Origin of the sequence: Eudoraea sp., assembly GCF_049665975.1 — a bacterium.
Classification (GTDB): Bacteria; Bacteroidota; Bacteroidia; order Flavobacteriales; family Flavobacteriaceae; genus Eudoraea.
The window spans coordinates 1-4,596 of the sequence record NZ_JBATGR010000152.1 but is presented as its reverse complement, the minus strand read 5'-3'; the positions used below and the strand labels follow the sequence as shown (position 1 = coordinate 4,596).

The following is a 4,596-nucleotide window of genomic DNA, read 5'->3' as shown; positions in this document are numbered from 1 at the left end:
AGCTCTGATTTATTTTTAATTCAGGTATTTGTAATACCACCGACTCTTCCCCGACAGATCCCTCCAGCTCTATATAGCCTTTAATTTTGGAAGCATCGTTTGTAGCCAACTGAATTTTATAGTCGTTAATAAAAGATTCAGGGGTTTCTATCAGATTCACATCTCTTGTGATTCCCCCGTAATTCCACCAATCTGTATTTATGGTTGGCACTTCATCCTTTTTGCGGGTATTGTCTACCATAACCACCAGAAAATTTTCTCCATCAATCAATTTATCACCCACCTCAAATTGAAAGGGAGTAAAGCCTCCTTTGTTCACTCCCAATTTTTTACCATTCAAATAGATATGACTTTCATAATTAATAGCGCCGAAATGAATGAAGTACCTTTTGTCGTTCTTTAAAGATGCCTTGAAATTTCTTCTGTACCACAATACTCCCTCGTAGAACTACAATTTTTCATATTGAGAGTTCCAATCCCCTGGCACAGTCAATGTTGGCTCATAATCGAAGTTATATTCTGCCCTTTTGGTTTTTCCCGGGTTGGTAATGTTATCATAAAAACCTCCTTTTCCTGATTCACTTTCATCAAACGGTTTTTGTCTGTAATCAAGATAGCCCATTTTATAGGGGTCAATGATAAACTGCCAATTTCCATTGAGGCTTAGTGTTTTTCTACCATTAACATTCTGAATCTGTTTTTGAGAAAAACTATTAAAATTGAAGGACATCACCATGATGAACGCAAAAAGAAGGGTCGAATTTTTTGATAAATACATCTTGTAAATTTTATTAAAATAATAGAAGATAAGCAGGCAATAATATAAAACTTTTTTATTGCACGGTAAACATTTGTTTTAATCTCACTAAATTTAATGAAATTGTTTCCAATGTCAATTTAATAATAGTAAGCCAATGAGAAATTTAATCCTGATTTTCGTCCTGTACGTGGCTATCCTGGGCTGCAAAAAAGAAAGCCCTGAGGGCTGGGTAGATGAAGAACGGTTAATGATGGAGACAGCCAAAGACTGGGTGTCTTTAGGAGGTAATTATACACAACAGCATTTCTCGCAGTTGGAACAGATTAACTCCAACAATGTTGAGAAATTAGGTTTTGCCTGGGAATATGATGCTAGATCAACCATTGGTCGGATACCTCGGGGCCTGGAAGCAACTCCCTTTGTGGTGGATGGAATCATGTATACTTCAGGAGCATGGGGATTTGTATATGCAGTTAATGCTAAAACAGGTGAGGAAATATGGAAGTATGATCCCAAGGTTGATGCTTCATACAATCGCAGAACTTGTTGTGATGTAGTTAATCGCGGAGTTGCTGTATGGAAGGGAAAGGTTTATGTGGGAACCTTAGATGGATTTATGGTTTGCCTTAATGCCAAAGATGGTGAAGAATTATGGCGGGTTGATACTTTTACAGATAGATCTGTAGCTTATACTATTACCGGACCGCCGCAGGTGGCAGGGAATATTGTCATCATAGGCAATTCAGGTGCTGAATTTGGCGTAAGGGGATATATAACGGCTTATGATCTTAACACAGGAGAACAGAAATGGAGGTTTTTTATAGTCCCGGGAGACCCAAAAAAAGGTTTTGAACATGAAGAATTAGAAATGGCTTCAAAAACCTGGGATCCCAATTCAAATTGGGAAGCCGGGGGTGGTGGCACAGTTTGGGGGCAATCTGCTTATGACCCAAAGCTAAATCTACTTTATGTAGGCACGGGTAATTCCTCACCCTATCCAATTTGGCTAAGGAGTCCATCTGGTGGTGATAACCTTTTTCTTTCATCCATTCTTGCTATCAATCCGGACAATGGAAAACTGATTTGGCATTATCAGACTACCCCGGGTGAGATATGGGATTATACTGCTACTCAAAATATAATTTTAGCTGACATTGAAATTAAAGGAGAGAATCGCAAAGTTTTGATGCAGGCGCCTAAGAATGGTTTTTTCTATATACTGGACAGAGCTAGTGGAGAATTACTTTCTGCAGAAAAATATACCAAAGTGAATTGGGCAAGCCACGTTGACCTAAAAACTGGTAAGCCAGTAAAAACAGGTCAGGGCTGGTATAAGGATGAACCCAAATTGGTAACTCCTTCGTTACCCGGAGGCCATAGTTGGAATCCTATGTCATACAGTCCTAAAACCGGACTGGTCTATATTCCTGAAATAATCTATCCATGGATTTACATGGTAGATGAATCATTCTCTTTCGAGAAACTAAAATGGGGCACAGGAATACTTTATGATGGAACAGCCCCACCTTATTCCGAAGAAAATAGGAAATATCTGATTGGACAAGCCGATACGGTTGAATTGAATAAATTAAAAGCCTGGGATCCTGTAAATCAGCGTGTTGTATGGGAGTTGGAACAACCCGTAGCAAGAGGAAATGGCGGTATTCTATCAACAGCCGGTGATCTAGTAATTCAAGGAACAAATACGGGGCACTTAAAAATCTATAAAGCTGCTACAGGAGAACTCCTTAAAGAGATTGAAATTGGAACAGGAATTATGGCAGCCCCTATGTCATACCAAATTGATGGTGAGCAATATATTGCTGTGATGGCAGGCTATGGAGGTAATGAGCTTATAGTTGGCCCTGTAGATAAGAGAGCAGCAATACATAAGTATCAAAACTATGGACGTATTTTGGCTTTTAAACTAAATGGCGGTGAAACCCATTTGCCCCCAAAAGCAGTAATAAGCAAAGTTCCGGAACCATTTGAGCTTGATTTGGACGAGCAATTGGCAGAGAAAGGAGAATCCTTGTTCTTTACTTATTGTATTAGTTGCCATTTAGCAGGAAACAGCACCGAATATTATTCCCAATATCCAAACCTGGCAAAAATAAATCCGGCTACTCACAGCATTTTCAAAGATATTGTACTTCGTGGTGCTTTTGCACCGAACGGAATGGCTTCTTTTGCTGATGTTCTTAACGAAAATGATGCCGATGCCATTCAACAATATCTGGTTAAACAGCAAATTGAATTATATAAAGAGCAAGAAAGTCTGGGAGGAAACTAAAACTAAATGTGGGTAAATGCCATTACCATATCCGGTTATTATCCCATCCACCGCATTATCATTTCAGGAGAACATATTAATTCAAATAACCAATACTATGGATCAGCTTACTCGGTACGCTAAAAGTTAAAAGGCTAGCATTAGTGCGACTGGCGGCAACGGGGTTATAAATTCTTATGTTAAAGAAAGAATTAAATGCATTTTATCCAAGTAAATTATACTTAAACGGATATCTTTTGTAATTAGAACAGACAAATCTAATTTCACGGATATGAAAATAAAATCTAAAATTATCAAATTTGTACTGACCTTTGGTAGTGCTTTTGTTCTTTTTATGGTATTCATGGTAATATCCAGATTTATTTAGACCCTACTATAGTCAAATCATTCTGATTTGTATCTTTGATTTACCTTACTACTCCAAATCCATCATGGTGTTCTCATTAATATCATGGTCTTAAAACCTGAAAAATGCCAAAAACCACTAAAATTTTAGCCTTTGTTTTAGTTATTGTTATCCTGGGCTTTGGTGTGGGAATATACCTGCAAGACTCAAAACATAAGGAAAGTACGGCTGCAGCTTGGGAAGCCAACAGGTTTAACGTGGCAAAATTTCACAAGATTCTACGATATAATTCAAAACTGAATATGGACAACTGGGCAGCAATGAAAGATAGTATTTCACAGCAATTAGACTCTTTGGTGATCCTAAGATTCAGGAAAGAAATGGACAGCCTCAACGCGCTAAAGAATCAAAAACCATAAGGATCTCCTAGATTCTTAAGTAATACAACGAGCAGTATTAAGCATATATTTCCTGAATTTCTTTTTTGTATTTCTCCCTTATCACTCGTCTTTTGAGCTTTAATGTTGGCGTTAGCTCAGCCACAGAATCATCTTCGTGAACAGGGAGCCAAACTGCCGGGACCAAACGGAATTTCTTTATTTGTTCTATATGACTGAACTCCGGATTGTAGTTATCAATCACTTTTTGATATTTCGAGATAATTCTATCTTGTTTTAGCATGTCCTGCAGATTGGTCCACTCAATATTTTTATGCATACACCAGTTCTTTAAGCCATCCTCTGACGGAACAATAAGGGCGGAAACAAATTTTTGTTTATCGCCAATAACCATGATCTGATCAATAACAAAATTTTCCTTTATCCTGTTTTCAATCGGTGCAGGCGCGACATACTTTCCACCTGAAGTTTTTAATAACTCCTTCTTCCTGTCTGTTATTTTTAAAAATTCCTTGCCGTTCGGACCTTGAATCAATTTTCCAATGTCACCAGTGCAGAACCATTTTCTGCCATCAATTTCTTTAAATACCTGAGCATTTATCTCAGGTTTTTTATAATAACCCGACATAACATTAGGCCCAATGGCAAGTATCTCACCTTCGTCTTCATTATATTCCTCCGACGACCTATCTATATATAATTCTACCCCTTTGATAGCATAGCCTACCGTACCAATTATAGATCCCCCCGGTTCAGTACCATTAACGGTTAAGGTAGGAGAGGTTTCCGTTAACCCATA

5 protein-coding genes are annotated in these 4,596 nt (G+C 38.0%); 2 read left to right on the top strand and 3 right to left on the bottom strand.

Annotated elements, in window-relative coordinates:
- Both WBN20_RS05720 and WBN20_RS05715 read right to left on the bottom strand, forming a co-directional pair.
- Nucleotides 1–433: sugar-binding domain-containing protein (locus WBN20_RS05720; protein ID WP_424281036.1), on the bottom strand; the 433-nt coding region annotated here is incomplete at its 3' end.
- A 15-nt stretch (nt 434–448) separates the two neighbouring features.
- Entirely contained in the window at nt 449–778 is a 330-nt protein-coding gene (locus WBN20_RS05715; protein WP_424281035.1) for a hypothetical protein, read from the bottom strand.
- Nucleotides 779–914: 136 nt separating this feature from the next.
- On the opposite strand from WBN20_RS05715, the gene WBN20_RS05710 reads away from it, so the two are divergent.
- Both WBN20_RS05710 and WBN20_RS05705 read left to right on the top strand, forming a co-directional pair.
- On the top strand, nt 915–3,053 hold the full coding sequence (locus WBN20_RS05710; protein ID WP_424281034.1) for a PQQ-dependent dehydrogenase, methanol/ethanol family: 2,139 nt from the start codon (nt 915–917) through the stop codon (nt 3,051–3,053).
- 471 nt (nt 3,054–3,524) lie between these two features.
- Nucleotides 3,525–3,818: a hypothetical protein gene (locus tag WBN20_RS05705; RefSeq protein WP_424274553.1), complete on the top strand. Its 294-nt coding sequence runs from the start codon at nt 3,525–3,527 to the stop codon at nt 3,816–3,818.
- A gap of 37 nt (nt 3,819–3,855) precedes the next feature.
- Here WBN20_RS05705 and WBN20_RS05700 read toward each other — a convergent pair.
- Nucleotides 3,856–4,596 (bottom strand): AMP-binding protein (locus tag WBN20_RS05700; protein WP_424281033.1); only part of this gene is annotated, 741 nt, incomplete at its 5' end.